Source organism: Mesorhizobium argentiipisi (SeqCode) (assembly GCF_037179585.1).
Classification (GTDB): domain Bacteria; phylum Pseudomonadota; class Alphaproteobacteria; order Rhizobiales; family Rhizobiaceae; genus Mesorhizobium; species Mesorhizobium argentiipisi.
The window spans coordinates 104,140-129,625 of the sequence record NZ_JAPYKO010000004.1; the positions used below are offsets into that span (position 1 = coordinate 104,140).

The 25,486-nt window shown below is 64.3% G+C and carries 24 protein-coding genes and 1 pseudogene; 13 read left to right on the forward strand and 12 right to left on the reverse strand.

Features of this window, described 5'->3' with window-relative positions; translation table 11 throughout:
- Nucleotides 1–22: 22 nt before the first annotated feature.
- Nucleotides 23–1,777 (reverse strand): ABC transporter ATP-binding protein, encoded by a 1,755-nt coding sequence (locus O7A05_RS08485; protein WP_337092541.1) that lies wholly within the window; start codon nucleotides 1,775–1,777, stop codon nucleotides 23–25.
- 176 nt (nucleotides 1,778–1,953) lie between these two features.
- Here O7A05_RS08485 and O7A05_RS08490 point away from each other — a divergent pair, with 176 nt between their 5' ends.
- Together O7A05_RS08490 and O7A05_RS08495 are read left to right on the forward strand one after the other, a co-directional pair.
- On the forward strand, nucleotides 1,954–3,234 hold the full coding sequence (locus tag O7A05_RS08490) for an amidohydrolase family protein (RefSeq protein ID WP_337092542.1): 1,281 nt from the start codon (nucleotides 1,954–1,956) through the stop codon (nucleotides 3,232–3,234).
- Between the two features lie 81 nt (nucleotides 3,235–3,315).
- The gene (locus tag O7A05_RS08495) at nucleotides 3,316–4,236 is read left to right on the forward strand and encodes a DMT family transporter (protein WP_337092543.1); all 921 of its coding nucleotides are present in this window, start codon (nucleotides 3,316–3,318) and stop codon (nucleotides 4,234–4,236) included.
- A 15-nt stretch (nucleotides 4,237–4,251) separates the two neighbouring features.
- On the opposite strand, the gene O7A05_RS08500 is transcribed toward O7A05_RS08495, so the two are convergent.
- The gene (locus O7A05_RS08500; RefSeq protein ID WP_337092544.1) at nucleotides 4,252–5,154 is read right to left on the reverse strand and encodes a phosphotransferase family protein; all 903 of its coding nucleotides are present in this window, start codon (nucleotides 5,152–5,154) and stop codon (nucleotides 4,252–4,254) included.
- 96 nt (nucleotides 5,155–5,250) lie between these two features.
- On the opposite strand from O7A05_RS08500, the gene O7A05_RS08505 reads away from it, so the two are divergent.
- Entirely contained in the window at nucleotides 5,251–5,883 is a 633-nt protein-coding gene (locus tag O7A05_RS08505; protein ID WP_337092545.1) for a class I SAM-dependent DNA methyltransferase, read from the forward strand.
- Nucleotides 5,884–5,898: 15 nt separating this feature from the next.
- On the opposite strand, the gene O7A05_RS08510 is transcribed toward O7A05_RS08505, so the two are convergent.
- Together O7A05_RS08510 and O7A05_RS08515 are read right to left on the reverse strand one after the other, a co-directional pair.
- Nucleotides 5,899–8,352 carry a GcvT family protein gene (locus tag O7A05_RS08510; protein ID WP_337092546.1) on the reverse strand — a complete coding sequence of 818 codons (2,454 nt, stop codon included), beginning with the start codon at nucleotides 8,350–8,352 and terminating at the stop codon, nucleotides 5,899–5,901.
- A complete protein-coding gene (locus O7A05_RS08515) occupies nucleotides 8,349–9,233 on the reverse strand; it encodes a phosphotransferase family protein (RefSeq protein ID WP_337092547.1) in 885 nt (294 codons plus the stop codon). The genes O7A05_RS08510 and O7A05_RS08515 overlap by 4 nt, the downstream gene beginning before the upstream one ends.
- Nucleotides 9,234–9,620: 387 nt before the next feature.
- Between O7A05_RS08515 and O7A05_RS08520 the strand changes: the two genes are divergently transcribed.
- A complete protein-coding gene (locus tag O7A05_RS08520) occupies nucleotides 9,621–10,385 on the forward strand; it encodes a DeoR/GlpR family DNA-binding transcription regulator (protein WP_337092548.1) in 765 nt (254 codons plus the stop codon).
- Between the two features lie 22 nt (nucleotides 10,386–10,407).
- On the opposite strand, the gene O7A05_RS08525 is transcribed toward O7A05_RS08520, so the two are convergent.
- Both O7A05_RS08525 and O7A05_RS08530 read right to left on the reverse strand, forming a co-directional pair.
- A complete protein-coding gene (locus O7A05_RS08525; protein WP_337092549.1) occupies nucleotides 10,408–11,301 on the reverse strand; it encodes an NAD(P)/FAD-dependent oxidoreductase in 894 nt (297 codons plus the stop codon).
- Entirely contained in the window at nucleotides 11,291–11,740 is a 450-nt protein-coding gene (locus O7A05_RS08530) for an RrF2 family transcriptional regulator (protein ID WP_337092550.1), read from the reverse strand. The genes O7A05_RS08525 and O7A05_RS08530 overlap by 11 nt, the downstream gene beginning before the upstream one ends.
- A gap of 86 nt (nucleotides 11,741–11,826) precedes the next feature.
- Between O7A05_RS08530 and O7A05_RS08535 the strand changes: the two genes are divergently transcribed.
- On the forward strand, nucleotides 11,827–12,732 hold the full coding sequence (locus O7A05_RS08535) for a LysR family transcriptional regulator (protein WP_337092551.1): 906 nt from the start codon (nucleotides 11,827–11,829) through the stop codon (nucleotides 12,730–12,732).
- A 6-nt stretch (nucleotides 12,733–12,738) separates the two neighbouring features.
- On the opposite strand, the gene O7A05_RS08540 is transcribed toward O7A05_RS08535, so the two are convergent.
- Complete coding sequence (locus O7A05_RS08540; RefSeq protein ID WP_337092552.1) at nucleotides 12,739–13,221, reverse strand: helix-turn-helix domain-containing protein; 483 nt, start codon at nucleotides 13,219–13,221, stop codon at nucleotides 12,739–12,741.
- Between the two features lie 75 nt (nucleotides 13,222–13,296).
- Here O7A05_RS08540 and O7A05_RS08545 point away from each other — a divergent pair, with 75 nt between their 5' ends.
- The 8 genes and pseudogenes from O7A05_RS08545 to O7A05_RS08580 all read left to right on the forward strand — a co-directional run bounded on the left by O7A05_RS08545 (nucleotide 13,297) and on the right by O7A05_RS08580 (nucleotide 20,634).
- Nucleotides 13,297–14,142 (forward strand): class I SAM-dependent methyltransferase, encoded by an 846-nt coding sequence (locus O7A05_RS08545; RefSeq protein WP_337092553.1) that lies wholly within the window; start codon nucleotides 13,297–13,299, stop codon nucleotides 14,140–14,142.
- Between the two features lie 209 nt (nucleotides 14,143–14,351).
- Nucleotides 14,352–15,506, forward strand: coding sequence for an ABC transporter substrate-binding protein (locus tag O7A05_RS08550; protein WP_224514323.1), 1,155 nt, complete (start codon nucleotides 14,352–14,354; stop codon nucleotides 15,504–15,506).
- Between the two features lie 179 nt (nucleotides 15,507–15,685).
- On the forward strand, nucleotides 15,686–16,684 hold the full coding sequence (locus O7A05_RS08555; protein ID WP_337092554.1) for an ABC transporter ATP-binding protein: 999 nt from the start codon (nucleotides 15,686–15,688) through the stop codon (nucleotides 16,682–16,684).
- A gap of 61 nt (nucleotides 16,685–16,745) precedes the next feature.
- Entirely contained in the window at nucleotides 16,746–17,711 is a 966-nt protein-coding gene (locus O7A05_RS08560; RefSeq protein WP_415926980.1) for an ABC transporter permease, read from the forward strand.
- Nucleotides 17,701–18,516 carry an ABC transporter permease gene (locus O7A05_RS08565; protein WP_337092555.1) on the forward strand — a complete coding sequence of 272 codons (816 nt, stop codon included), beginning with the start codon at nucleotides 17,701–17,703 and terminating at the stop codon, nucleotides 18,514–18,516. Before O7A05_RS08560 ends, O7A05_RS08565 begins: the two co-directional genes overlap by 11 nt.
- 111 nt (nucleotides 18,517–18,627) lie before the next feature.
- Entirely contained in the window at nucleotides 18,628–20,055 is a 1,428-nt protein-coding gene (locus O7A05_RS08570) for a gamma-aminobutyraldehyde dehydrogenase (protein WP_337092556.1), read from the forward strand.
- A gap of 94 nt (nucleotides 20,056–20,149) precedes the next feature.
- Nucleotides 20,150–20,392, forward strand: a pseudogene (locus O7A05_RS08575) (nuclear transport factor 2 family protein); the annotation flags it as partial.
- 20 nt (nucleotides 20,393–20,412) lie between these two features.
- Nucleotides 20,413–20,634: an ester cyclase gene (locus O7A05_RS08580; protein WP_337092797.1), complete on the forward strand. Its 222-nt coding sequence runs from the start codon at nucleotides 20,413–20,415 to the stop codon at nucleotides 20,632–20,634.
- Nucleotides 20,635–20,733: 99 nt separating this feature from the next.
- On the opposite strand, the gene O7A05_RS08585 is transcribed toward O7A05_RS08580, so the two are convergent.
- The 5 genes from O7A05_RS08585 to O7A05_RS08605 form a co-directional block, all read right to left on the reverse strand.
- Nucleotides 20,734–22,140 (reverse strand): FAD-binding oxidoreductase, encoded by a 1,407-nt coding sequence (locus tag O7A05_RS08585; RefSeq protein ID WP_337092557.1) that lies wholly within the window; start codon nucleotides 22,138–22,140, stop codon nucleotides 20,734–20,736.
- 335 nt (nucleotides 22,141–22,475) lie between these two features.
- Nucleotides 22,476–22,790: a hypothetical protein gene (locus O7A05_RS08590; RefSeq protein WP_224586836.1), complete on the reverse strand. Its 315-nt coding sequence runs from the start codon at nucleotides 22,788–22,790 to the stop codon at nucleotides 22,476–22,478.
- 41 nt (nucleotides 22,791–22,831) lie between these two features.
- Nucleotides 22,832–23,194: a nuclear transport factor 2 family protein gene (locus tag O7A05_RS08595; protein ID WP_337092558.1), complete on the reverse strand. Its 363-nt coding sequence runs from the start codon at nucleotides 23,192–23,194 to the stop codon at nucleotides 22,832–22,834.
- An 82-nt stretch (nucleotides 23,195–23,276) separates the two neighbouring features.
- Nucleotides 23,277–23,750 carry a carboxymuconolactone decarboxylase family protein gene (locus tag O7A05_RS08600; RefSeq protein WP_337092559.1) on the reverse strand — a complete coding sequence of 158 codons (474 nt, stop codon included), beginning with the start codon at nucleotides 23,748–23,750 and terminating at the stop codon, nucleotides 23,277–23,279.
- Between the two features lie 107 nt (nucleotides 23,751–23,857).
- A complete protein-coding gene (locus O7A05_RS08605; protein WP_337092560.1) occupies nucleotides 23,858–25,411 on the reverse strand; it encodes an alpha/beta fold hydrolase in 1,554 nt (517 codons plus the stop codon).
- Nucleotides 25,412–25,486: the final 75 nt, after the last annotated feature.

The window sequence follows — 25,486 nt, forward strand, 5'->3', positions numbered from 1 at the left end:
GGGGAGAAGGAGAGGCGCCGCATCACGGCATCAGCTGATATTCATAAAGCTTCTGGTAGAGCCCGCCCTGCTTGAGCAGCGTCTTGTGCGGGCCGCTTTCCACCACCTTGCCCTTTTCCAGCACCACGATCGTGTCGGCCTGGTGCACGGTCGACAGCCGGTGCGCGATCACGATCGTCGTGCGCCCGACGGTAAGCTGCTGCAGCGCGTCGCGGAACAGCGCTTCCGATTCGGCATCGAGCGCGCTGGTCGCCTCGTCGAGCAGCAGGATCTCGGCATTGCGCAGCATGGCGCGCGCGATCGAAATGCGCTGACGCTGGCCCCCGGACAACAGCGAGCCGTTCTCGCCGACCTCGGTGTCGTAGCCCTTGGGCATGGCGCTGATGAAGTCATGTGCGTTGGCGGCCTTGGCGGCGGCGATCACCTCATCGTCGGTCGCGTCCTCGCGGCCGAGGCGGATGTTGTGCATGACCGTGCCGGCAAACAGGAACGTGTCCTGGCTGACATAGGCGATCTTGCGCCTGAGCGAATCGAGCGTCGCGAACGAGATGTCCTGGCCGTCGAACATCACCTTGCCGGTCTGCGGATCATACATGCGCATGATCAGGTTCAGGATCGTCGACTTGCCGCTGCCCGACGGTCCGACCAGCGCCGTCATCTTGCCGGCGTCAAGCGTCAGGTTGAATCCTTCGAACACCGGCGGGCTTTCCGGATAGGCGAAGCTGACATCATCGAAGCGGATATCGCCCGGACCGGGTCGCAGCGGCGCGGCGCCGGGTTTCTCGGCCAGCGTCAGCGGCCGGTCGGCGAGCTGGAACATCATGCGCACGCCCACGATGCCCGTCTCCAGCGAGATGCGGACGCGGGCCAGGCGCTTTGCCGGCTCATAGGCCAGCAGCAGCGCGGCGATGAAGGCCATAATGTTGCCCGGCATCTGGCCGCCCTGCAGCACCAGCAGGCCGCTGACCAGCACGGCGCCGGCAATTGCCAGACCGGCCAGCGTTTCCATCACCGGGCTGGTGGCGGCTTCCAGCGTGGCGATGTTGTTGGCACGGGTTTCGACGTCAGACACCGCCTTGTGCATACGCTTGCGCATCGCGGCTTCGAGATTGAAGGATTTGACGACCCGCACGCCGATCGCCGTTTCCTGCATCACATGCACGATCTGGCCGAGCGAGATGAATTCCATCGCCGCGATCTTGCGGACGCGTCTCAGGATGCGGTTGACGCCGTAGATCGCCACCGGTCCGACGACGAAGCAGATCAGCGACAGCGCCGGCTGTTGCCAGACCATGACCATCACCAGCACAACCAACGTCACCAGGTCGCGCACATAAGACGTGACGACGAGGTCGAGCACGCTGCGCGCCGCCTGGGCGTTGTTGGTCATGCGGGTGATCAGGTCGGAAGACGAGGTCGAATGGTAGAATTCGATGCCTTGCGCCAGGATACGGTCGTAGATCTTGCGCTGCCGGTCGGCAATGATGGCATTGCCGACGCGGCTCATGAAATAGGTCTGGACGAAAGTCGCGATGCCCTTGAGAACAAAGATCGCCGCCACACCCCCGGCAATCAGGTTGACGCGGTCTATCCGCTTATAGACCACGAACTCGTTGGTGATTTCGCGCAGGATCCAGGCGCTTGCCCCCGTCATGAGGGCGACCACCAGCATCGACAATATGGCCGCGCCATAGCCGAACTTATGGTCGTGGAAGGATTCTCTTACCAGCCTCGCGATGAGGCGTTGGTTTTCCGTCGAGCGGAAGAAGCGAAACAACGGCCGATCCTATGGCTGGCTGTGAGAAATTCAGATTCGCCACAAGGGCGCGTGGCGGCTTATAGAGCGAGTTGAGGCCGGATGGAACCTTTCGCCGTCGAGGGAAAGAAAAGGCTGCGGCAGGCTGTCTTTTCGGTCACGATAGCAGCCGATTCTGGTATTGGGGACGACGGCAGATGGATTTCGACTTGATCGTGCGCGGCGGCACGCTGCCGGATGGCAGGATTGCCGACATAGGGATTGCGGGCGAGACCATCGTCGCGATCGAACCAAAGCTCCCGGGTTCGGCGCCGGCCGAAATCGACGCGAGCGGCAATCTCGTCTCGCCGCCTTTCGTTGATCCGCATTTCCATATGGACGCCACGCTCTCCTACGGCATTCCGCGCATCAATGCGTCGGGCACGCTGCTCGAGGGCATCGCGCTCTGGGGCGAGCTGAAGCCGCTTTTGACGCATGAGGCCGTGCGCGAGCGCGCGCTCGCCTATTGCGATTGGGCCGTCTCGATGGGCCTGCTCGCCATCCGCAGCCATGTCGATGTCTGCGACGACCGGCTGCTCGCGGTGGAAGCCCTGCTCGACGTGAAGAAAACCGTCGCGCCCTATATCGACCTGCAGCTGGTCGCCTTTCCGCAGGACGGCCTCTATCGCTCGCCGACGGCGTTGGAGAACACCATCCGTGCGCTCGACATGGGCGTCGACATCGTCGGCGGCATCCCGCATTTCGAGCGCACCATGGCCGACGGCGACCGCTCGGTGACGGAGCTTTGCGAGATCGCCGCCAAACGCGGGCTGATGGTCGACATGCATTGCGACGAGACCGACGATCCGCTGTCGCGCCATATCGAGCAGCTGGCCTACGAAACGCAGCGCCTCGGGCTGCAGGGCAAGGTGGCCGGCTCGCACCTCACCTCGATGCATTCGATGGACAATTACTACGTCTCGAAGCTTTTGCCGCTCATCGCCGAAGCCGACGTTTCGGCAATCCCCAACCCGCTGATCAACATCATGCTGCAGGGGCGCCACGACACCTTCCCGAAGCGGCGCGGCCTAACCCGGGTGAAGGAGATGCAGGCGCTCGGCATCCGCGTCGGCTGGGGCCAGGATTGCGTGCTCGACCCCTGGTATTCGCTGGGCACCGCCGACATGCTCGACGTCGCCTTCATGGGCCTGCATGTCGCGCAGATGTCGAGCCCGGCCGATATGGCGCGCTGCTTCGACATAGTGACCAATGTCAACGCCGCTATCATGCGGCTCGACCATCTGGGCCTTGCCGTCGGCAAGCGGGCGAGCCTCGTCGTGCTCGATGCCGGCAATGCGATCGAGGCCGTGCGCCTGCGTCCCGAACGTCTCTGCGTCATCGCCAGAGGCAAGGTGGTGGCCGAACGCACCAAGCAGGAAACGCGGCTGTCGATCGTCGGCCGGCCGTCGCAGGTGAACCGGCGGCATAGGGCGGGCTAGAACCAGCCGATTTCCGTCGCTGGTCTTACCAGCTGGCCGATTTTCCCTCGTCAAACCGGCCGCTTGCGGCTAGGGAGCGGCATGGCTTCCCTTGCCCGAAATTTCACGATCAGAAACATGTTGCTCGCCGGCATCCTGTTGATGCTGGCCGGCGACTTCATGTTCGCGCTGAACGACGCGATGGGCAAATGGCTGGTCGCTTCCTTCTCGGTCGGGCAGGTCGTGTTGATCCGCTCGATCGGCGCTTTCATCGTGCTCGGCCCGATGATCGCCAACCAAGGCACGGCCAGGCTGTTTCACATGGACCGGCCGCTTTTGCAGTTCCTGCGTGTCGTGGCCACCACCACCGATACCGGACTCTTCTATGCAGCGGTCGTCTACCTGCCGCTCGCCGACGTGATGAGTTTTTACATGGCCGGGCCGATCTATGTCGCGGCGCTGTCGCACCTCCTGCTCGGCGAAAAGGTCGGCTGGCGCCGTTGGCTGGCGATCCTGGTCGGCTTCTGCGGCGTGCTGATCATTTTGAAGCCATCCTCGGCGGCCTTCTCGCTGTCTTCGGCCTTCGCGCTGGTGGGCAGCATCGCCTTCGGCTTCGCCATCATCCTCGGCCGTCTCCTGCGCGGCACCAGCGACACGACTTTGGTCACCTGGCAGACCATCGGCACGCTGATTGTCGGCGGCCTGCTCACCATCGGCGCCTGGCGCACGCCGTCGGCGCTCGATTTCGGCGCGATGCTCCTGCTCGGCGTCGTCTCCTGCGCCGCGCATCTGATGATCACGAGGGCGCTGAAGCTGGCGCCGGCCTCGACGCTGGCGCCGCTGCATTACAGCCTGCTTCTGTGGGCGGTGGTCTTCGGCCTGGTCTTCTTCGGCGATGTGCCCAGTCCTCGCATCCTCGTCGGCGCGGCCATCGTCGTGCTTGCCGGCCTGTTCATCTTCCACCGCCAGAAGGTGGTCGAGACCGAGGTGCCGCCGGAGAACGTGCCGAAAGGCGTGAATTAGGATCTAGGCCTCCGTTCAGCCCTCTCGCACGGCAGCGAGGTGCCGCGAAAATTCCGCCGTCTCCATCAGGGTCCTGCAGCGGGCGAAACGGCCGTCGGCATAGGCGCGGAAATCGTCGGCCGGATTGTCGTTGGCGAGCTGGATCAGGCCCCACAGCGTCCATAAGAGGTCGCACATCGCCTTGTAGATGACGACGCGGCCGCGCTCTGCCGGCCTCGCCTCGCCGCCGAAATAAGCGCGCATCAGTTCTTCGTCCTGGTCCGCATCGAACTTGCCCTCGACCGAGAGATCGCCGAGGTCCCACAGCGGATCGTTCATCCCGGAATATTCCCAGTCGACGATCCACATCCGCTCCCCGGTATCGAGGAAGTTTTCGCAGAGCGGGTCGCAATGGCAGGCGGCGAGCGGGATAGGGTGCGCGGCAAGCGCCCCGCGCACCGCGCCTGCCTCGCGCACGACGTCGTGATATCCGACGGGCAGCACCACGTCCTTGGTCGACAGGACCTTGAGATAGTCGTCGATCATCGCGAAGAGCTCGAAGCGGAAGGGAAACACGGCGCCCGATGAATGCAGCTTCCGGAAGGCTTGGCCCGCACGCGTCGGGCTCCCCGGCCGCGCCTTGAATTTCTCCGGAGACATTGTCTCGGCGCCGGCGATAAAGCGCGTCGCCATCAGGCCGGACGCCGGATCGGCATAAAGCACCTCGGGGCTGACTCCGGCCCTGGCCGCTTCGCGCGCCGCCACCGCCTCGTTGGCGCGGTTGATATATTCTTCCGTACCCTTGCCGGGAATGCGCAGACACACTTCGCCGGCCCTGTAAACCTTGTTGGTCAGGCCGGCCAAACGCTCCAGCGGCCCGTCATAGCCTGCCAGCGCCGGAATAGTGGCCAACGCGGCGCGCGCCTCGTCCATCGTCATCCCCTTTACCATCACACGATGTTTTATAGCGGAACGGTTCCACAGTTTTTGCCGCTTGGCTACCATTGCGGGTACGAATCGGCGGCGGGAGCAGAAATGGCGGACGGCAAGCACAACAACGCGCTAAGCGCGGCCTACGCCGCGAAGCGGCCGGAGGAAGTGGCCGCAGTCTATGACAGTTGGGCCGAGACCTATGACGCCGATATGTCGTCCGCCGGCTATCGCCACCCGACGATCTGCCTGGCGCTGCTTACCCGCCATTTGCCGCGCGGCGCCGAGCCCTTGCTCGATGCCGGCGCCGGCACCGGCCTGATCGGCGAATGGCTGGCCATCACCGGCTATCCGACGATCGAGGCGCTCGACATCTCGCAAGGCATGCTGGACAAGGCCGGCGCCAAGGGCGTCTACACGGCGCTGCATCGCCTGGCGATGGGCGATGCTCTCCCCTTCGCCGACGGCGCCTACGCCGGCATCATCTCGGCCGGTGTCTTCACCTCGGGCCATGTCGGGATCGAGGGCCTAGACGAGTTGATCCGCATCTGCCGCCGAGGCGGCGTCATCGTGCTGACGGTGAAGAACACGCTGTGGGACGCCGGTTTCGCCGGGCGGATCGCCGATCTGGAAGCGCGTGGCACGATAAGTCGCCTCGAAGAGACACGGCCTTATGCCTCGATGCCCGGCGAGGGTGACCCCGTGCCGAGCCGTTGTCTGGCGCTGCGCGTCAGCTGACCCGCGCTGCGCGGATCAGGCCTTTATCTTCGTCCCGGCCGGATCGTACAGCGGCTCGAGATGGATTTTTGCCGGTGTGCGCTCCATCGCCACGACAAGCTCATAATCGCCCGAGGTGAGGAACTCGTCGCTGATGCCGTCGGCATGGCGCACATAGCCGTAGCCGATGTTCTTCTCCACCGTGTAGCCGTAGCCGCCGCTGCTCAGGTAGCCGACGGACACGCCATTGCGCAGGATCGTCTCGCGCCCGACCAGCACGATCTCCGGGTCGTCAACCGTGAAGCCGGCAAAGCGTTTCGCCGGCGCCTTCCCGGCCGCTTTCTCCAGCGCGCTTCGCCCGACGAAGTCGGTGTTCTTGCGAAGCTTCACCGCCCAGCCGAGGCCCGCTTCCAGAGGCGAGTCGTTCGGCGTGATGTCGGAACCCCAGGCCCGGTAGCCTTTCTCCAGCCTGAGCGACTCCAGTGCCCGGTAGCCGACCGGGCGAATGCCATGCGCCTTGCCCGCCGCCATCAGCGCATCGAAAACCTCGCCGGTAGCCGCAATCGGCACATGCAGCTCCCAGCCGAGCTCGCCGACATAGGTGACGCGCAGCGCCTTCACGCTATGGCCGGCAATCTGGATTTCGCGGGCATGGCCGAACGGGAAGGCGGCGTTCGAGACGTCGGCGTCCGTCACCGCCTGCAACACGTCGCGAGCGCGCGGTCCCATCAGCGACAGCGTGCCGAAATCCTCGGTGACGTCGGTCAGCCTGGCGTCGAGGCCGGAGCCGATATGATCACCGATCCAGGACAGGTCGTGCGTGCGGAAGCCGGTGCCGGTGACGATGTAGAAGCGGTCCTCGCCGAGCCGCGACACGGTGAGGTCCGCCTCGATGCCGCCGCGCGTGTTGAGAAGCTGCGTGTAGGTCAGCCGGCCGACCGGCTTGTTGACGTCGTTGGCGCAGACCCAGTCGAGCGCCTTCAGCGCATCGCTGCCGGTCAGCTCGTATTTGGCGAAGGAGGACTGGTCGAAAATGCCGACCTTCTCGCGCACATGACGGTGCTCGTCGCCGACCGGGCCGAACCAGTTCTGGCGGCCCATCGAATAGACGTCCTCGGCGGCTGCGCCATCCGGCGCGAACCAGTTCGGCCGTTCCCAGCCGAGCTTGGAACCGAACACGGCGCGATGCGTCTTCAGCCGCTCATAGAGCGGCGAGACGATGCGCGGCCGCCCGGACAGATATTCCTCATGCGGGAAGCCGATCGTGTAATGCTTGCCATAGGCTTCGAGTGTGCGGTCGCGGACCCAGTCGCGGTCGCGATGCAGGCTTGAAAAACGCCTTATGTCGACAACCCAGAGGTCGAGCGGGGCCTCACCGTCGACCACCCATTGCGCGAGCACCCAGCCGGCGCCGCCGCCTGACGCGATGCCGAAGGCATTGAAACCGGCGCCGACGAACATGTTGGAACATTCCGGCGCCACGCCGAGGATGAAATTGCCGTCCGGCGTGAAACTTTCCGGTCCGTTGATCATCTGCTTGACGCCGGCGGTTTGCAGAGCCGGAACTCGCGTGATCGCCTGGGTCATATGCTGCTCGAAATGATCGTAGTCATCGTCGAACAGGCGGAATTCCCAGTCGTTGGGAACGTCGCCGCCGGGAAGTCCCGTTGCCCAGGCCTGCGGGTTCGGCTCATAGCCGCCCATCACCAGCCCGCCGACCTCTTCCTTGAAATAGGTGCGGCGGTCAGGGTCGCGGATCGTCGGCGCGTCGTTGGCAAGCCCTTCAATCTTCTCGGTGATGATGTACTGGTGCTTCACCGGCTGCAGCGGCACGTTGATGCCGGCCATCGCGCCGACCTGCCGCGCCCATTGCCCGGCGCAGTTCACCACCTTCTCGCAGGCGATGTCGCCTTTCGAAGTCTTCACCGCCGTGATGCGGCCCTCCTTCACCGTGAAGCCGGTGACGCGCACGTCCTCGAACAGTTTTGCGCCATGCAGGCGCGCGCCCTTGGCCAGCGACTGGGCGATGTCTGAGGGGCTTGCCTGTCCATCGGTCGGCAGCCACGAGGCGCCGACCAGGTCGCCGGTCTCCATCAGCGGCCACATGCGCTTCACTTCCGCCGGCGACAGAAGCTGCATGTCCATGCCGAAGCTTTTGGCCGTGGTCGCCAGCCGCTTGAACTCGGTCCAGCGGTCGGCGTTCGTCGCCAGCCGCAGGCACCCGGTCATCTTCCAGCCGGTCGCCAGGCCGGTCTCGGCCTCAAGCCCCTTGTAGAGCTCGACCGAATATTTGAGCACGCGCGTGATCGAGGCCGACGAGCGCAACTGCCCGACCAGGCCGGCGGCGTGCCAAGTGGAGCCGGATGTCAGCTTGCCCTGCTCGAGCAGCACAACATCGGCCTTGTGGTCGCGCGCCAGGTGATAGGCGGTGGAACAGCCGATGATGCCGCCGCCGATGACGACGACTTCGGCATGGCTGGGCAAGGTCATGACTTGGTCCCGTATTTCGTCCGGTAGTTCTCCAGCGCCGCGTCGAGCCGGACCAGGTTTTCCTCGGTGTAAGCGACATAGTCGATGCCGGGCGCGTCGAGATAGAGTTCGGAGACCATGCTCCACATTGCTTCGCGCAACAGCGAGGCGCATTGCATGGCGGCATGCGAGCGGCGGATTTCGCCGTCCGGCTCCTTCATGAAATAGGCTGTCATGAAGGCGAAAGATTCGTCATCGCTCAGGCCGGCATTGGAGGCGGCACCGGCAAGATCGAACATCGCCGTGTTGAAGCCGGCATATTCGAAGTCGATCAGCCACAGCCGCTTGCCGTCGTCGAGGATATTGGCCGGCAAAAGATCGTTGTGGCCGAAGACGATCGGCAGCAGCTTCTGCGCCCGCTCGAGTTCGTCCGCCAAGGACAGATAGTGTGGCAGCTCGCTCCTCTTGCGGCTGCCGCCCTCCTCCAGCGTGCGTGCATAGTCGCGAATGACGTGGAACACCCAGAACATGAAGCCGGCACCGGAGACATGCTTCGGCATCTCGCGATGAAAGCCGCGCAGCAGCGCGGCCACGCGGCCGAGATTGGTGCGCACGTCTTCGGCTAGAAAGGTCCTGGCGCCGAGGAATTCCGTCACCAGGATGCCGGGCTCGGCATAATGCACGGCCGGCGCGAAGCCCGCCGCGTGCGCCGCCCGCGCCGTCATCACCTCGCGCTCGCGAAAGACATGATGGAACGGGAAGTCCTGGCCGAAGCGCACGACATGCCGCCCGGCCGCATCGGTGACGACATAATTGGCGTTGCTGAGGCCGCCGGGCAGCGGCTCGATCTCGATGCCGCCGTTCCAGCACGGCAAGGCGCGGATGCGGTCTTCGGCACTCACGGCTTCGCTCCGGCCTCAGCCGGCCCCGCGGAAAACAAGGATGGGACAAAATAAAAAAGCCTCGTCGGTGCGAGACGCCAGGATCGGTATCCCGCACCGCACCGACGAGCCCCTTGGCCAGGTATGATATCCCGGCATCCGCCCCCGCGGATTCGATAAAAGCTCGCGCCCGGCTGGTTCCAGGCGATCTGGTCACTAGGTTGCGGCTCTGCCATCACCCTCCCGCGGCAGTTCCGAGCCTGTCACAAGGTCAATGTCATGCCAGCGTGGCAGCGCTGTCAATCCAAAAGCTGTGACCTTTTTTGGGTGTTTTGCCCGAAAATATAAGCGACTCCTTTCAAAGCGTTGCCAAAGCCTTAAATTCGGTCAAAATTCCCGGACGCCCCGATGATCCATTCGAAACGGCACGGCGAAATCCTGCGGCTCCTCAGCGAGGAGGGCACGATCACCATAGCCAGCCTTGCCGAGCGGCTCGGCGTCTCGCTGGAAACCGTGCGGCGCGACGTCAAGCCGCTCGCCGATGACGGCTCGGTGCTGAAGATGCATGGCGCCGTTGGCCTTTCCTCGATCGTGGGCGAGGCGCCGTTCGAGCGGCGCATGCGCGAGAATGCCGAAGCCAAGCGCCTGATCGCCAGGATGGTCGCGGCCACGATCCGCGATGGCGAGGCGATCATGCTCGATACCGGCACGACCACATCCTTCCTTGCGCGAGAGCTGCTCGGCCATCGCCGGCTGACCGTGGTCACCAATTCCTCCGACATCGCCCGCACGCTGGCCACGGTGAACGGCAACAAGGTCTATATGGCCGGCGGCGAGTTGCGCAGCGATTCAGGCGCGGCTTTCGGCATTTCGGCGATCGAGTTCGTCAGCCGCTTTTCGGTCGATCACGCAGTGATCTCGATCGGCGCCGTCGATGCCGCCGCCGGCTTGACCGACTACGAGCTGGAGGAGGCGGAGTTCGCCCGCATGGTGCTGTCGCGCGGCCAGCGCTCGCTGGTCGTCACCGACCATACCAAGTTCGGCCGCCAGGGTCTGGTCCGGGTCTGCGGCTTCGACGGCTTTTCCGAGCTCGTCACCGACCAGCCGCCGCCGCCCGACATAGCCGCCGCGCTGAGCCATGCCGGCGCGCGCTTGACCATTGCGACGGCCTGACCCTGCCGGGGACGGGAAGCAACTACCCGAAGACCAGCGATTGATGCGCCGCAACCCCGGCCATCGCGCCGCCGGATACCGCGAAGGCGATATTGTGCATCAGGCGCGCGGCGTCTCCGGCCGCGAAGATGCCGGGCACCGACGTCTGCTGCTTGTCGTCGACTACGATCGCCCGGCCGAGCGGACCTTCGTTGAAGGCGCAGCCAAGTTCGGCAAGCGGGCTTGCCATCACATTGCGCGGCGCGGTGAACAGCGCCCGCACGCTCGCGCTGGAATTGCCGTCGAGCCTGACGACCAGACCGCCGGACCCGTTGTCCTGCACTTCGCTCACCTTGGCGGGCTCGAACTGGATGTTGCGCTTCTCCAATATCAGCGCCTGGTCAGCGTCCGGTTCGAACAGCCCGTCGGCGAACAGCGTGACGTCGCCCCAGTCGGAGATCAGCTCTGCCTGGTGCAGCGACATCGGTCCGGTCGCCAGCACGCCGAGCGGCCCGCCGGCCACCTCGTAGCCGTGGCAATAGGGGCAATGCAGCACCGTCTTGCCCCACTGCGCGGCAAGTCCTGGAACGTCCGGCAGGATGTCCCGGACGCCGGTGGCGAGCACCAGCCGTGTCCCGCCGAAACCCTCGCCATCGTCCATGCGGACCTCGAAACCATTGCCGGCAATTGCGGCCCGCGCGGCGCGGCCCTCGATCATCCTGACGGAGGGATAGGCGAGCAGCTGTGCCCTGGCCTGGCCGAGAATGTCCGACGGCGCCCGCCCGTCCTGGCCGAAGAAGCCGTGCGAATGTTCGGCGAAGCGGTTCCGCGGCTGCCCGGCATCGATCACCAACACCTTGCGACGGCCCCGCGCCGCATACATGGCGGCGGAAAGGCCGGCAAAGCTGCCGCCGACGACGATGACATCATACTGCATGGCTGGATACTCCAATCAGGTCATAACGGCGGCGGAAATCGGCCGTCAGGTCGGCCAGCGTGATATGGCTGAGCCTTTCCGCGAGCAGCCTTTCCGCCTCCAGGCGAAAATCATCAAGCACGGCGATCACCGCCTGCTCGACCAGGCATCCGGGGCTTTCCGGCTCGGTGCTGAACGGCAACAGCGTCTTGCCGAGCGCGGCGCTGATCTCGGCCAGCGAAATCCTGTCCGGCGCGCGGCCGAGCTGCCAGCCGCCGCCATGGCCGCGCGACGAGGTGACGATGCCGGCCTCGCGCAGCCCGGCGATGGTGCGGCGCACAACCACCGGATTGGTGTGGATGAAGCCGGCAAGCTCTTCGGAGGTCAGCGCCCGGTCGGGCGCGTCGGCCATGTGGACGAGAATATGCAGGGTCGAGGACAATCGGCTGTTGCGTTTCATGTAACTTAGTTAGTTACGAATCAAAGGTCGTCAAGTTTGCACTTGCCCACTTCACAGCACCGCATTGGCCGGTGTTTAGTCCGGCCATGGCCTTCACCATCCGCCAATTGCAGTTTTTCGTCGCCGTCGCCGAGCAGGGCACCGTCTCGGGGGCCGCGCAGAACCTTTCGATTTCGCAATCCTCGGTCACCGAGGCGATCAAGGAATTGGAGAGTGACCTCGGCGTCGAGCTGTTCGAGCGCCATCCGCGCGGCCTCAACATCACCCACAAGGGCCACCAGTTCCTGCGCCACGCGACCAAGATCCTGGCCGATGTGTCGGATGCGCGCCGTTCTTTCTCGAGCGAGCAGGCCGCCGCCGGCGGGCGGCTGCAGCTCGGCGTCACATCGCTGGTCGCCGGCTATGTTCTGTCGGATCTGCTCGCCCGCTACCGCCGCGCCTATCCGGGCGTAGAGGTCTCCGCCATCGAGGACAATGGCGACTATCTCGAGCACCTTCTGGTCGGCGGCAAGCTGGACATCGCCGTCATGGTCACGTCCAACCTGCGCGACCGCACCGCGCTGCAGTCGGAAATTCTGGAAGTCTCGGCCTACAGGCTGTGGATTCCGCTCAGCCACCGGCTCGTCAGCGCCGACATCATCTCGATCGGCGATATCGCCTCCGAACCGCTGATCATGCTCACCGTCGACGAGATCGAGGAGAACACCGGCAAGCTGCTGTCGGCGATCGGCGCCCGGCCGCATGTCGCCTTCCGCACCCGCTCCGTCGAAGCGGTGCGCAGCCTGGTCGCCACCGGCGCCGGCGTGGCGCTGCTGCCCGACCTTGTCTACCGGCCCTGGTCGCTGGAAGGCGACCGCATCGAATCGCGAGACATTTCCGGTTCGCTGCCGGTCGTCCAGGTCGGCACCGTCTGGCGCCGCGGCTCCGGCCTGCCGCAGGCCGCGCGCGACTTCATCGGCCTTGCGCAGTCGCAGCGTATGGTCCGCCGCTAATATGGCCTACTCCAGGCTGACGCGGCCAGTCTTGCGCTTGCGCCTTGTTGCGGGGACCGCCTCCGCCTTGAAGGGGCCGATCGCAGTAACTTCTAAGCGGCCGGCGCCGGCCAGCCTGACGGCGCGCCGAAACGTGGGACACTCCATCGGCCGGGCGGCCGGACATCGGGCGGCGTGACGCAAAGCCTCTCGTATCGCGGTCAGGCGCTGGATGGACCGGTCCAGTTCGTCCGCTTTGGCATCCAGGCGCCGTCGATCCATTTTCGCTAGACCGTCGGGCGTCAGCATCGAGGAAATCTCGTCCAGCGCGAATCCAGCTGCGCGTCCAAGCGCGATCAGGGCGAGCCGTTCCAGGACGGCCGGGTCGAACAAGCGTCGCAGGCCGCGACGACCGATAGAGGCGATGAGGCCCTTCTCCTCGTAGTAACGAAGCGTCGAGGCGGGCATGCCGGTGCGGCGCGATGCTTCGGCAACGTCGATATCTTTCATACTTGACCTCAAGTCGGCTTGAACTCGTAGAGTGCTCGCGACGATCGGCGCGAGCAACAGAAAGCGAGGTCCGTTATGCCGCAATCCGCGCAGCCAAACACACAGCAAGCCGCTCTGTGGAACGATGCCAGCGGAAAAGCCTGGGTCGAGATGCAGCCGATCCTCGATGGGGTATTGGCGCCGTTCGAGCGCCTCGTCGTGGATGCCGGCTATCCGGGAGAAGGGCGCAATGTCCTGGACGTCGGCTGTGGCGCCGGCGCCACGACTCTGGCGATGGCGCGCCGCGTCGGCAACGACGGGTGTTGTCTTGGGCTAGACATCTCGCGGCCGCTTGTTGCTCTGGCGAGGGAGCGCGCGCGGCTGGAAGAGGTGGCAAATGCAAGTTTTGAAGTGGGCGATGCGCAGGCATATGCATTCGAATCCGGGTACTTCGACACTGTTGTCTCGCGCTTTGGTGTCATGTTCTTCGATGATCCGGTGGCCGCGTTCACGAACATAAGACAGGCTGCAAGGCGCGGGGGTAAACTCGCCTTCGTCGCTTGGCGCAGCCCGGCCGAGAACTATTTTATGACGACTGCTGCGCGAGCGGCCGCGCCTTTCCTGCTGCCCGCACCCGTGCCAGACCCTGAGGCGCCGGGGCAGTTTGCCTTTGCCGACGGCGCCAAGGTGAAACGGATACTCGAAGCGAGCCGCTGGTCGTCAATCAAAATCGAACAGGCGGACGTCCTGTGCCAGATCGCCGAAGGCGACCTGATGACATACGCCACCCGGCTAGGGCCGGTCGGTGCTGCGCTGCGCCAGGTGGACCAGGCAACGGCCGAAAAAATCACCGCGGTGCTGCCCGCTGCATTCGCGCCTTTCGTGGAGGATGGTAAGGCTCGCTTCGATGCCGCCTGCTGGCTGGTGACGGCGGTGGCTTGAAGGCGTGTGGATATCGGAAAATCCGATATCGCCTTTCTGATAAATGAATTTGCGAAACCGGAATTTTCACAGCACCTTTCGCCGGGGAACAAAGCTGCTCAGGAGCGCGGCTATCGGGGCGCTGAGAGCTCCGCCGTTCAGGTTTGCGCACGATCCTTTCCGAAAACCGGACCGGTTTTGGGGTCATGCGCCAAAATGGGAGATCGATGATGAATGCATTCCTGAAGTCGTGCACGGCGTTGACGGTTGCGCTGACCTTCTCGGGTCAGGCCATCGCCCAGGTCAAGGAGCTCGGCAAGGGCGAGGGCGAGGTCAACATCGTAGCCTGGCCGGGCTATATCGAGCGCGGCGAGACCGACAAGAACTACGACTGGGTGACGGCTTTTGAGAAGGAAAGCGGCTGCAAGGTCAACGTCAAGACCGCCAACACCTCGGACGAGATGGTCTCGCTGATGAACGAGGGCGGCTTCGACCTGGTGACGGCTTCGGGCGATGCTTCGCTGCGCCTCGTCGCCGGCAAGCGCGTGCAGCCGATCAACACCGATCTCATCCCGAGCTGGAAGACCGTCGACGACCGCCTGAAGGACGCGCCCTGGTTCACCGTCGACAAGGTGCATTACGGCGTTCCCTATCAGTGGGGCCCGAACATCCTGATGTACAACACCGACGTCTTCAAGGAAGCGCCCAAGAGCTGGAATGTCGTCTTCGAGGAGATGAAGCTGCCCGACGGCAAGTCGAACAAGGGCCGCGTCCAGGCCTATGACGGCCCAATCCACATCGCAGACGCCGCCAATTATCTGATGTTCCACAAGCCGGAGCTCGGCATCAAGGATCCTTACGAGCTCAATGAGGACCAGTACAAGGCGGCGCTCGATCTCTTGCGCACGCAGCGCACGCTGGTCGGCCGCTATTGGCACGATGCCGCGATCCAGGTCGACGACTTCCAGAACGAGGGCGTGGTCGCTTCCGGCTCATGGCCTTATCAGGTGAACACGTTGGTCGCCGCCAAGAAACCGGTCGCCTCGACCGTGCCGCAAGAGGGCGTCACCGGCTGGGCCGACACCACCATGATGGAAGCCGACGCCGCCCATCCGAACTGCGCCTATATGTGGCTCGAGCATTCGCTGTCGCCGAAGGTCCAGGGCGACGTCTCGGCCTGGTTCGGCTCGCTGCCGGTCGTGCCCGCCGCCTGCAAGGGCAACGAGCTGCTCGGCGACGAAGGCTGCAAGACCAACGGCTACGAGAATTTCGACAAGATCAAGTTCTGGAAGACGCCGGTGTCGAAATGCGCCAGCCAGAACGACCAGTGCGTGCCCTATTACCGCTGGGTGTCGGATTATATCGGCGTCATCGGCGGACGGTGAGCTCCCTTACCCTGCTCCTTGTGGGGAGGGTCGACGCGTAGCGTCGGGGTGGGGGTCAGCATGAACGTTGGCGCCAACCATCCCACCCGCGGCTTCGCCGCGACCTCCCCTATCGAGGGGGAGGTAGGGCGCCGTGCGAACTCGCCTTCGTTTAACCGGCAACTGAACTGACTGGGCCCATGACCTCCGCCGTTTCGTTCAAACAAGTCTCGCGCCATTTCGGCAGCGTGCGCGCGGTCGACGCGGTCGATCTCGACATCGCGCCTGGCGAATTCTTCGCCATGCTGGGACCATCCGGGTCCGGCAAAACGACGTGCCTCAGGCTGATCGCCGGCTTCGAGCAGCCGACGGCAGGCTCGATCTCGATCTTCGGCGAGCGCGCCGAGGGCGTTCCGCCCTATCGCCGTAACGTCAACACCGTCTTCCAGGATTATGCGCTGTTCCCGCATCTCAACGTGCTCGACAACGTCGCTTACGGCCTGATGGTCAGGGGCGTCGGCAGGACCGAGCGGCTGAAAGCTGCGGAGGAGGCGCTGTCGCTGGTGCGCCTGCCGGGCTATGGCGCGCGCCGTCCCGGCCAGCTCTCCGGCGGCCAGCGCCAGCGCGTCGCGCTCGCCCGCGCGCTGGTCAACCAGCCCAAGGTGCTTTTGCTCGACGAGCCGCTCGGCGCGCTCGACCTCAAGCTGCGCGAGAACATGCAGGAGGAATTGAAGTCGCTGCAGAAGGTGCTCGGCATCACCTTCGTCTTCGTCACCCACGACCAGGGCGAGGCGCTGTCCATGGCCGACCGCGTCGCCGTCTTCAACGACGGCAGGATCATGCAGGTCGGCACGCCGGAGGATATCTACCAGCGCCCGAACACGCGCTTCGTCGCCGATTTCGTCGGCTCGTCCAACGTGCTGCCGCCGGATTTCGTCCAGCGCTATTCCGGCCAGCACCGTTGGGGGAGCCTGCGTCCGGAGTCGATCCGCGTTTCAAGCGCGGCAAGCGGCGACGGCGTTGCCGCCCGCCTTGTCGGCACGAATTATCTCGGCGCCACGACCAGACTCGCGCTGGACGCTGATGGGGTGCGGCTGCACGCCATGGTGCCGGCGGGCACGGCGCTGCCGGCGGAAGGCGAGGCGGTGATGCTGACCTTCAATCGCGACAGCCTGCATCTGATGGACGAGCCGGCATGAGAACGGTCTGCGCGAAGGATCTCGGCCTCGCCAGTGATCCAACCGGCATGGCGGCGGCGCCATGACCATTGCCGCTGTTCAATCCAACCCCACACCCGCCATACTGCCCGGCAGCGGCGGCATGCGCGGCACGTTCTCCGACCTCTTCTGGCGCCGGCCTAAACTGCTTCTCTTCCTGATGCTGCTGCCGCCGCTTCTGTGGTTGGGCATTGTCTATATCGGATCGCTGTTTGCGCTGCTCCTGCAGAGCTTCTTCTCGATCGACGAGTTCTCCGGCCTCATCAATCGCCAGTTCACGCTGAAGACCTATGGCGACCTGTTTCAGGCCGCCAATCTCGACATCATCCTGCGCACGGTGACGATGGCGGCGCTGGTCACGCTTGCTTCGGCGATCATCGCTTTCCCCATCGCCTATTATGCTGCGCGCTATGCGCGCGGCCGCTGGAAGGCGCTGTTCTATCTCGGCGTCATGCTGCCGCTGTGGTCGAGCTACCTGGTCAAGATCTACGCCTGGAAGCTGATCCTGGCCAAGGAAGGCATCCTCACCTGGCTGCTCGCCAAGCTGAACCTTCTGTGGCTGCTCGAGGCCTGGCTGTCGCTGCCCATCGTCGGCGGCAACTCGCTGTCGGTCTCCTTCACCGGCACCTTTATCGTCTTCGTCTATGTCTGGCTGCCTTTCATGATCCTCCCCGTTCAGGCCGCGCTCGAGCGCGTGCCCGGCAATCTGGTTGAGGCTTCATCCGATCTCGGCGCCTCGCCGGGACAGACCTTCCGCAACGTGCTGTTCCCGCTGGCGCTGCCAGGCATCGTCGCCGGGTCGATCTTCACCTTCTCGCTGACGCTCGGCGACTACATCATCCCGCAGATCATCGGCACCTCGCGGCTCTTCATCGGCCAGGCCGTCTATTCGCAGCAGGGCACCGCCGGCAACATTCCTTTGGCCGCCGCCTTCACCGTGGTGCCCATCGTCATTATGGGCTTCTACCTCTGGGGCGCCAAGCGCATGGGGGCTTTCGATGCGCTCTGACCGTGGTCAATCCGCTCCGCTCGGCCTGAAGATCGCCGCCGCCTGTGGCCTGCTCTTCCTGCACCTGCCGATCCTGCTGATCTTTGTCTATGCCTTCACGACGGAAGAGAAGAGTTTCGTCTGGCCGCCGCCGGGACTGACCACGCAATGGTTCGCCGTCACCTGGAACCGGCCGGACGTATGGGATGCGCTGTCGCTGTCGGTCCGCGTCGCCGCGATCTCGACGGCGATCGCGCTGGTGCTCGGCACGCTCTGCGCCGCGGCCGTCTCGCAGACGCGCTTCTTCGGCCGCGAGGTCATCTCTTTGCTTGTCATCCTGCCGATCGCGCTGCCTGGCATCATCACCGGCATCGCCCTGCGCTCGGCCTTCGCGCTGGCCGACATCCCGTTCTCGTTCTGGACGATCGTGCTCGGTCACGCCACCTTTTGCGTGGTCGTCGTCTACAACAATGCCGTCGCCCGCTTCCGCCGAACCTCGGGCTCGATGATCGAGGCCTCGATGGACCTCGGCGCCGACGGTTTCCAGACGTTCCGGCATGTCGTGCTGCCGAACATTGCCACCGCATTGCTTGCCGGCGGCATGCTCGCCTTCGCGCTGTCCTTCGATGAGGTCATCGTCACCACCTTCACCGCCGGCCAGCAGCAGACCGTGCCGATCTGGATGCTGGAGGAGCTCATCCGCCCGCGCCAGCGCCCGGTCACCAATGTCGTGGCGATGGTCGTCGTGCTGGTGACGCTGCTGCCGATCCTTTTTGCCTATTACCTGACCCGCGACGGCGACCAGATCGCCGGGAGTGGAAAATGAAAAACAGCGAATAGGGAAGTAGCGAATGGCGAATAGCGAATAGGGAAATCGATGATCGAACCTACTTGCTATTCGCTACTCCCTATTCGCTCCTGTTAAGGGAGAACCCCGATGGACACCCAAATGCTGATCGGCTCGAAATTCGAGAAGGGCACCGAAACCGAGGAGCCGATCCTCAATCCGAAGACCGGGGCGACCATCCTCAATCTGCCGGAAGCGAGCCCGGCGCAGATCGAAGCCGCCGTCAGTGCCGCCGAACAAGCGTTCGTCAGTTGGTCGCGCACGACGCCGGCGCAGCGCTCCGGCTATCTCTTGAAGATCGCCGACCGTATCGAGGCCGAGGCGAAGGAATTCGCCGCGCTCGAGGCGCTGAATTGCGGCAAGCCGATCAATGCCGTGCTCAATGACGAGATTCCGGCGATTGTCGACTGCTACCGCTTTTTCGCCGGCGCGGTGCGCTCGATGCCCGGCCAGGTCGCGGGCGAATACCTGCCTGGCCACACCTCGATGGTGCGGCGCGACCCGATCGGCATCGTCGCCTCCATCGCGCCCTGGAATTATCCGCTGATGATGATGGCCTGGAAGCTGGCGCCGGCGATCGGCGGCGGCAACACGGTGGTCTTCAAGCCGTCGGAGCAGACGCCGCTGACGACGCTGAAACTGGCGAGGATCCTTTCCGAGATCCTGCCGGAAGGTGTCGTCAATGTCGTGCTCGGCCGCGGCGACAGCGTCGGCAACACGCTGATCAACCATGCCAAGGTCAACATGATCTCGATCACTGGCGACGTCGCTACCGGCAAGAAGGTGCTGCAGGCGGCCGCCAAGTCGGTCAAGCGCACGCATCTGGAGCTGGGCGGCAAGGCGCCGGTCATCGTCTTCGACGACGCCGACCTCGGCGCCGTGGTCAACGGCCTGCGCGCATTCGGCTACTACAATGCCGGCCAGGATTGCACCGCCGCTTGCCGCATCTATGCCGGCAAGAAGATCTACGACAGGCTGGTCGCCGACCTCTCCTCCGCCGCCTCGACCATCAAATACAACCAACCGGACGACACCGAAAACGAGATCGGGCCGCTGATCTCGCGCCGCCAGCGCGACCGCGTGTCGAGCTTCGTCGAGCGCGCATCCGAACTGAAGCACATCGAGATCACCACTGGCGGCAAGCCGGGCGAAGGCTCCGGCTTCTATTACCAGCCGACCGTCGTCGCCGGCGCGCTGCAGGAAGACGAGATCGTGCGCCGCGAGGTGTTTGGTCCGGTCGTTTCGGTCACCCGCTTCGCGGACGTTGGCGAAGCGGTGAACTGGGCGAACGACAGCGATTACGGGCTCGCCTCGTCGGTGTGGACCAAGGACGTCTCGCGCGCCATGGCGACGGCCGCACGCCTGCAATATGGCTGCACCTGGATCAACACGCACTTCATGCTGACCAACGAGATGCCGCATGGCGGATTGAAGCAGTCCGGCTACGGCAAGGACATGTCGCTCTACGCGCTGGAAGACTACACCGCCGTTCGCCACGTGATGGTGGCGCACGGCTAGGCTCTTTTACCTTCCCCTTGTGGGAGAGGTCCGACCTCCTCCTACACAGAAGAAGGAGACGGAGACAGGCATTCAACCAAGAGGGAGGAAGACAATGCAACGCCGCCAGTTTCTTGCATCAGCAGCCATCGCCGCCACGTTTTTTGCCGTGGCTCCATCCTTCGCCGCCGATACCGTGCAATCGGTGGTTGAGGCCTATGTCGCGGCCTGGAATGCGCATGACTCGGCCAAGGCCGCCGGCTACTTCGCCGATGACGTCACCTATTACGACGCCTCCGTCGGCAAGCCCGTCACGGGCAAGGAGGCCGCCAAGACCGGCGTCATCGACAATTTCCTGAAGGCCGTTCCCGATGCGGTCTGGACGATGAAGGGCAAGCCGCTCGTCGATGGCGACCGGTCTCCTTCGAATGGGAGTTCTCCGGCACCAACACCGGCGCCTGGGGCGACGGCACCGCGGCGACCGGCAAGAAATTCTCCTTCACCGGCGCCTCGATGTTTTCCATCACGCACGGAAAGATCGCGACCCAGAGCGACTATTACGACGCACTCGGCTTCTACAAACAGCTTGGCCTGATGTAGGGTGACGCTGCGCCAGCTTCTTCCGCTTGGAGAAGCTGGCTTCGGAGGCAATCCGACCTCGGCGCGACGGTCCCTGTGTCGGCAGAGGCAGCGTAAGAACTAAGCAGCCGTCCTGCCCATCTCCGATGTCGCGGGCTTGATGTTCTGGTTGACCCGGAAGACGTTGAGGGGGTCATAGGTGCGCTTCACCTGGCTCAGCCGCTCGTAATTTGCGCCATAGCTCGCTCGCACGCGTGCTTCTCCTTCGTCGTCCATCATGAAATTCACGTAGCCGCCTTCGCCGTTATGGGGATGGATGCTCGCCCAGTAATTCTTGGCCCATTTGGTGAGGTCGGCGGCTTTTCCCGGATCGGGATCGATGGCGGCGATGACCATCGACCAGGTTGCGTCGCGCGCGTTCCATGCGGTCTCGTTCTTGCCGACGCGGCGAACGGCACCGTCGATCGGGTAAAGATGCATGAGCGACAATTCGCTCGGCGCCGCGGCGGCCTGCGCGATATGGGTCGCTATGGCTTCGTCGGGAAGCGACCTGACGAAATCGCCCTTCCAATACCATTGCAGGCCTTTCGGAAACAGCGGGTCGAACAACGCCTGCAAGGCCGGGAACGGCATCACGCCCATCCAGTTGAAGATCGGCGGCGGCAGATTGTCCAGCAGTGGTGCCATGGCCTTGCGGCCATCCTCCTCGGTGCCGTTGTAGCAGGAAATGATGGCGCAGGCGCGCTTGCCCCAATATTCGCGCGGGAAGGGATCGGTCGACGGGACGGTTTTCAGGCCGACAAAGGCGCCAAGATCTTCCGGCGCCTCCGGCAGGTAGTCGCGATAGGTCCGCATGACGGCCAGGGCATCCTTGGCCTCCCAGAACACCGGGCCGCCGAAGATCATGTTCACAGGATGGGCCTGGAACAGGAAGCTGGTCACGACGCCGAAATTCCCGCCGCCACCCCGCAGCGCCCAGAACAGGTCGGGGTTCTCAGCTTTGCTGGCTGTCACTACGCTGCCGTCGGCCAGCACCAGATCGGCTTCGACCAGATTGTCGATGGTGAGACCGTATCTGCGCGTGAGATAGCCCGTCCCTCCGCCGAGTGTTAGGCCGGCAACGCCCGTGGTCGAGACGATGCCGGCCGGAACAGCTAGCCCAAAAGGATGGGTGGCATGGTCCACGTCACCCGAAGTGCAGCCGGGCGCGACCCTCACGGTACGCGTTTTCGGATCGACATGGACCCCCTTCGTCATCGACAGGTCGATGACGAGCCCGTTATCGCAAATCCCCAACCCGGCGCCGTTGTGCCCCCCGCCGCGCACGGCGATCAGCAGGTCGTTGTCGCGCGCATATTTTACGGCGGTGATCACGTCGGCGATATCGGCGCAGCGCGCAATCAGCAGCGGGCGCTTTTCGATCATGCCGTTATAGACCTTGCGGGCCTCGTCATACCCGGCATCGTCACGCAGGATCACCTCCCCGCGCAGGCTTTCACGCAGTTTTGCATGGGCTTCGTCGGTCATCGATATGCTCCCTTGATTGCGCCCACCGCCATGCGGCGTCGGCGCGACGCATCTGTTGCTTCGTTATGCCGCCTCGACGGGCGGGTGCGTTGGATGGTGCAGGAACAGCACATTGCACCAATCCGGCGCGCGCCGCTTCGCCCGAAAGGACCAGCGGGGCATGGCCCGGGTGAGCCATGAACAAGGCAGCCAGGGCCGCCGGATTGGCCGTGCCGGGATGCTCGGTCCCTGGCCTTGTCGATCTGATGATGATGACGAGCGGCCGCCCGCGTCGCGGCCACTCGCGCCTTCGTGCTCGCCGGCGGCCTCTCAGCCCCGGCTCTTCGACGGTGCAGCTATTCCACGATCCGGAAGATCTGCCACTGGCTGGTGCCCGACACCACATAGGGCTCCAATTCCTTGCCCCATTTGGCATGCGCGTCGAGTTTGGCGATCTTGGCGAAGAACGCTTCCAACTGGGCCAGGCTTTCGACCTCGTGATGGGCCTCGATCGTCGCCTCTCGCGCGCCGATTGAACCGGTCATAAGCCGGAATTTCATGTCGGCAAGCCCGACCTGAGAGCCGATCTCGCGCTCCCATTTGCGCATCAGCTCGAGCGCGGTCTGCTTGTGACCGAACTTGGCGTCGATCTGCCATCTGGCACTAAACATTTTGGTTCTCCTCCCTGATTTGCGGTTGAGCCCGCTGTTAACTATTCGTCCCAGGCCTGCACGACGGTCTGCCGCGCGATGCGGCCGTTCTTCAATTCCATCATCGCCGCGCAGAACACCTTCGTGCCGTCCGGATAGGCGCAGGCCTGGGTGAAGGCGAGGCTATCGCCCTCGGCGATGGTGGTGTCGACCTTGTGGGTCATCGCCCGGCTGCAGATGTCGTCCCAGAAGGTGCTGATCGCCGCCCGGCCGCGGATCTCGCGCGGCTTGCTCGGCGGATTGTTGCGATCGATCACGCGCACCAGCGCATCGTCGGTGTAGAAGCTCGACAGCAGCTTGCCGTCACGGCCCTCGATCGCCTTCTTGATCGCGGCGCCGTCCACGTTTCCTGTCTTGGTCAGCATGTTATCCTCCATTGTGCCCATCGTCTTGGGCGGTTGATGTGCGAAAGTGCCGCCCGGCGCTTGGTGCCGGGCAGGAATTTTCTCATTGCGACTTGGTTTTGACTGCCGCGAACAGGTCGTCGGTCTGCTTTTTGAAGGTCGCCAGATCGACCTGGCTGCCATTGAGCATCGTCGACCAGTGGCGCACGATCGCCGCCATCGCGATGGCCTCCTTGATCTCCTCGTCGCTCGCGCCGTTGGCTTTGGCCGCCAGCGTGTGGAAATAGATGCAGTACTGGCAGAGGATCTGCGAAGCGACCGCGAGCCCCATCAGCTCCTTGGTCTTGCCGTTAAGAGCGGTGTTCGGATTGAGCTGCACGCCCTTGATTTCGGCCCAGGCTCCGGCAACGGCGACGTCAGGCAATGTCTTGAACATGTCGGGCACAGAGCCGAGCGTGGCCTGAATATCCTTGTAGGCGGCGGTGGCCGAAGCGTCTTCGGCATGCGCCGGGGTGATGGCCAGCAAAGCGCCAGCGGCAAATGCCAGCAATCCGATCTTGCGACTGAGTGTCAGCATTTCATCCTCCATTTCGCAGGGCCTTTCGGCTGTATCGCCCGGCCGCATGGGGAGAATTGGTATCGCTTACAGTGCACCCGGCGCTTCCCCCGAAAGCGCCATGGCTCTCATGGCCCGTCCGGGCCAGCATGTCTGGCCGAGAATGCCGCTGCCGCCGCACGCGACGGCAGGTCGAGCTTGAGCAGTATGTTGGCGACATGGCGCTTGACCGTGTGCTCGCTGAGGCTGAGTTCGGCGGCGATCGCGGCATTGCTCTTGCCGTCGGCGATCAGGCTCACGACCTCGCTTTCGCGAGCCGTCAGCGCCGTCGGCTCGGCCGGCTTGGGCTTGGGACGGCAGGCCGGCTCCAGATGCTGTTCGGCCGTCACCTGCACCAGCGCGAGCGGCTCGTCCAACTCGTCGAGGCTGATGTGCCCGGCATCGGTGAAATGCAGCCCGGAACCCGCAGCCAGGTCTGCGACCAGTCGTGAGCAGAGGATATGGCCGCGTTCGGCGTGGGCTGCAAGCTGCATTGTCACACGCGCCGTCAGCCCCGTGGGTGGTCCGCGTACTTCGATCTCGCCGACATGCGCCCCTTGCGCGCTCGCCACGCCGATCTCCTGGGCCGCCTCGCGCAGCAGCGCCGCGCAGCGTATGGCGCGGGCCGGGCCGTCGAAGCGCGAGATCATTAGTTCGCCTTGCGTTCCGGCGACGCGCCCGCCATGGCGGCCGACCAGCAATCGCCAGTTCTCCTGGAAGCGCAGGCTGCGTTCGCTCCACAAGCGATCGCCGAGCCGCGCGGTGTCGTAGATGCGCGTGACCAGCAGCGCGGCAAGCACGCGTTCCACATCGGCCACAGCCGGTTCCCCGGTCAGGAATTCTTCGATCAGGTCGGCCACGCGGTCGACGTCGCCGGTCCAGATCGGGTGGTCGCGCCCCGAGATCTCGACCAGGCGGGCACCGGGGATCTTCCTGGCCAGGAAGCGGCTGGCGTCAGGGTTGACGCGGGCATCGTTGCGGCGATGGACCAGGAATGTCGGCACCCTGATCGTCCCGAGCATGTCGCGCACGTCGATATCGGCGTTCATGCGGGCAAGGGCTGCCGCGGAGGTCGGGCTGGCCGACAGCCGCTCGAACCGGGCCCACCACTGGGTGAAGTGGCTGTCGTCCACCCGGCCGGGCGCGAAATTCGGCAAGGTCGCACCGGTTCCCCAGGACGTTTTCGCCGTCTCGATGAAAGCTTCCAGCCGCTCCGGCGACATCACCCATCTGTGGAAATGCGCATAGCCGCCATAAAGCACCAGCGCCCGCGTCCGCTGCGGATAGGTGGCGGCAAACAGCATCGCCATCGGCGCGCCTTCCGAGGCACCGAGGATCGCCGCGCGGCCGCTGCCGGCGGCATCCATCACCGCGCGCACGTCGTCCATGCGGGTCTCGAGGCTGGGCAGGTGGCGAGTGTCGACACGGTCGGAGAGCCCGGTGCCGCGTTTGTCGAACAGGATCAGCCGCGAGAAGGCCGAGAGCCGCTTCAGCAGCCGTCTGTAGCCTTCGTCTTCCCAGTGCAGGTCGAGATTGGAGATGAAACCCGGTACGAAGACCAGATCGAACGATCCCTGGCCGACCACCTGATAGGCGATCCGCACATCCCCGCTACGGGCGTATCGCGTTTCGATCGGCCTCACGAGTTCTTCCGCCCGGCCCGACGATTTCCAATCGTCAAACATAGCAGAGCCGCGCCGATGCGGTAGCTCAAATTT

Coding starts and splice junctions, on each gene's coding strand:
- O7A05_RS08595 (WP_337092558.1), bottom strand. CDS start 23,194: ATGCTGACCAAGACAGGAAACGTGGACGGCGCCGCGATCAAGAAGGCG.
- O7A05_RS08520 (WP_337092548.1), top strand. CDS start 9,621: ATGATCCATTCGAAACGGCACGGCGAAATCCTGCGGCTCCTCAGCGAG.
- O7A05_RS08570 (WP_337092556.1), top strand. CDS start 18,628: ATGGACACCCAAATGCTGATCGGCTCGAAATTCGAGAAGGGCACCGAA.
- O7A05_RS08510 (WP_337092546.1), bottom strand. CDS start 8,352: ATGACCTTGCCCAGCCATGCCGAAGTCGTCGTCATCGGCGGCGGCATC.
- O7A05_RS08600 (WP_337092559.1), bottom strand. CDS start 23,750: ATGCTGACACTCAGTCGCAAGATCGGATTGCTGGCATTTGCCGCTGGC.
- O7A05_RS08590 (WP_224586836.1), bottom strand. CDS start 22,790: ATGTTTAGTGCCAGATGGCAGATCGACGCCAAGTTCGGTCACAAGCAG.
- O7A05_RS08535 (WP_337092551.1), top strand. CDS start 11,827: ATGGCCTTCACCATCCGCCAATTGCAGTTTTTCGTCGCCGTCGCCGAG.
- O7A05_RS08555 (WP_337092554.1), top strand. CDS start 15,686: ATGACCTCCGCCGTTTCGTTCAAACAAGTCTCGCGCCATTTCGGCAGC.
- O7A05_RS08495 (WP_337092543.1), top strand. CDS start 3,316: ATGGCTTCCCTTGCCCGAAATTTCACGATCAGAAACATGTTGCTCGCC.
- O7A05_RS08585 (WP_337092557.1), bottom strand. CDS start 22,140: ATGACCGACGAAGCCCATGCAAAACTGCGTGAAAGCCTGCGCGGGGAG.
- O7A05_RS08540 (WP_337092552.1), bottom strand. CDS start 13,221: ATGAAAGATATCGACGTTGCCGAAGCATCGCGCCGCACCGGCATGCCC.
- O7A05_RS08530 (WP_337092550.1), bottom strand. CDS start 11,740: ATGAAACGCAACAGCCGATTGTCCTCGACCCTGCATATTCTCGTCCAC.
- O7A05_RS08550 (WP_224514323.1), top strand. CDS start 14,352: ATGAATGCATTCCTGAAGTCGTGCACGGCGTTGACGGTTGCGCTGACC.
- O7A05_RS08525 (WP_337092549.1), bottom strand. CDS start 11,301: ATGCAGTATGATGTCATCGTCGTCGGCGGCAGCTTTGCCGGCCTTTCC.
- O7A05_RS08545 (WP_337092553.1), top strand. CDS start 13,297: ATGCCGCAATCCGCGCAGCCAAACACACAGCAAGCCGCTCTGTGGAAC.
- O7A05_RS08500 (WP_337092544.1), bottom strand. CDS start 5,154: ATGACGATGGACGAGGCGCGCGCCGCGTTGGCCACTATTCCGGCGCTG.
- O7A05_RS08560 (WP_415926980.1), top strand. CDS start 16,746: ATGACCATTGCCGCTGTTCAATCCAACCCCACACCCGCCATACTGCCC.
- O7A05_RS08490 (WP_337092542.1), top strand. CDS start 1,954: ATGGATTTCGACTTGATCGTGCGCGGCGGCACGCTGCCGGATGGCAGG.
- O7A05_RS08565 (WP_337092555.1), top strand. CDS start 17,701: ATGCGCTCTGACCGTGGTCAATCCGCTCCGCTCGGCCTGAAGATCGCC.
- O7A05_RS08505 (WP_337092545.1), top strand. CDS start 5,251: ATGGCGGACGGCAAGCACAACAACGCGCTAAGCGCGGCCTACGCCGCG.